Source organism: Mycobacterium sp. DBP42, assembly GCF_005924235.1.
In the GTDB taxonomy this organism is placed as follows: domain Bacteria; phylum Actinomycetota; class Actinomycetes; order Mycobacteriales; family Mycobacteriaceae; genus Mycobacterium; species Mycobacterium syngnathidarum.
Window position 1 is genome coordinate 1 of record NZ_VCMY01000089.1, and the last position, 1,908, is coordinate 1,908.

At 61.3% G+C, this 1,908-nt stretch carries 1 protein-coding gene; it reads left to right on the plus strand.

What is annotated here, in order from left to right; all coding sequences use genetic code 11:
- Window positions 1-580: 580 nt before the first annotated feature.
- On the plus strand, window positions 581-1,834 hold the full coding sequence (ltrA, locus tag E0T84_RS31475) for a group II intron reverse transcriptase/maturase (protein WP_249383796.1): 1,254 nt from the start codon (window positions 581-583) through the stop codon (window positions 1,832-1,834).
- Window positions 1,835-1,908: the final 74 nt, after the last annotated feature.

The following is a 1,908-nucleotide window of genomic DNA, read 5'->3' on the forward strand; positions in this document are numbered from 1 at the left end:
TCGTCGTGTACGCCCAGCATGGGCATTCGCTTGGAGGTGTGAGTCCTCTGGAGGTGAAGGTGGTTTAACTCCGAGTCGATGGCAACTGCGTCACTGTGAGGTGGGGTGGGAAGGAAGCCGGAGACGAAGTCCTGCACCGAGGGACACGAACCGCATAGAAGGCATGCCAGTTGGGGTGAGCCAGCATGAGATGGTGAAGCCCGTTCCACCGAAACGGCTGGTGTGTAAATGCGGCGGCGGTAGGACGAAAGTGAATGTTCTTATCTGGGGAGATCTGTTCCAGTGCGTCGGCGTTGGTGTCGGAGCGACATCGTTCGTGAGGGTGGTGTTGATGGGGCAGAAGTCAGCAGAGGTCGTAGTACCAGCGGGAATGTGATCGTGATGGCTGGGAAGGGCTGAACGTTGGGAATTGATGGTTTGAAGCGGCATTTCTCGTGGGGATCGCGATGATCGCAGCCAGCCCGCTGTGGGCGGGGCAGACGGAGTGGAGGGACCGGTGAATCCGGAAGTGCCGTCGTCTGTGCGTAGTGGTGTCTCGGTGGGTGTCGGGGAGGACGTCAGGGACGGCCAGGATTTGTGGGTGCAGGTGTTTGCGCCTGCGAATCTGGCTGTTGCGTTGGGACGTGTCGAACGCAATCGCGGCGCGGCCGGTGTGGATGGTGTCAGCACGCAGGAGTTGCGTGATTGGTGCCGGAGCAACTGGGCTGCGGTGCGGGAGGCGTTGGATGCGGGCACGTACCGTCCGATGCCGGTGCGTCAGGTGATGATTCCCAAACCTGATGGCGGGCAACGGAAGTTGGGGGTGCCGACGGTGCTGGATCGGTTGATCCAGCAGGCGATCGCGCAAGTGCTGACTCCGATCTTTGATCCGGGTTTTGTACCGGTCTCCTATGGGTTCCGGCCGGGTAAAAGTGCCCATGACGCTGTGAAGGTCGCCAGGTTGGTGATCGAGCAGGGGTATCGGTGGGTGGTCGAGGTTGATCTGGATGCGTTCTTTGATCGGGTCAACCATGACGTGCTGATGGCCCGGGTTGCGCGGAAGGTGAACGATAAGCGGCTGCTGAAGCTGATCCGCCGTTACTTGGAGGCGGGGATTATGGCCGACGGTGTGCGGCAGCCGGTGAACGAGGGAACCCCGCAGGGGTCGCCCTTGTCGCCGTTGTTGTCGAACATCATGCTCGATGATTTCGATCAGGAGTTCTGGGCGCGTGGGCATCGGTTTATCCGGTATGCCGACGATATCCGGGTCTTCGTGAAATCGAAGCGGGCGGCCGAGCGGGTGCTCGAACAGAGTACGGCGCTGCTGGAACGGCGGTTGAAGTTGAAGGTGAACCGGACGAAGTCCTCGATCGCTTCGGCAACGACAGCTGTGTTGCTGGGGTTCGGGTTTTACTTCACCGCGTCGGGGGTCAAGATTCGGGTCGCGCCGAAGGCGTGGCAACGAGCCAAAGCTCGCATCCGGATGTTGACGTCTCGGAAGTGGAGTGTGTCCATGCAGTTCCGCATCACGCGGCTGAACCAGTACGTCCGGGGCTGGATGGGGTACTTCCGCCTGGCGGATACCCCGCGCAAGTTCAGGGATCTGGATGAATGGTTTCGTCGTCGGATGCGCCAGATCCGTTGGAAGGAATGGAAGCGCTCCCGTACCAGGGTTGCGAATCTGCATACCCTCGGGATCCGGGCCGACCTGGCCTGGCAGTGGGGGATGAGCAGTCGCGGCTACTGGCGTATCGCGGGCTCACCCATCCTGCAGCGGGCCCTTCCGAACTCGTATTGGGAGGAACTGGGCCTGATCTTCTTTCACCACGCCTGGACTCGATTCCAAGCGACCTAACGAACCGCCGGATGCGAGGCCCGCACGTCCGGTGGTGTGAGAGGGGGCCGGTCAACCCGGCCCCCTACTCGATT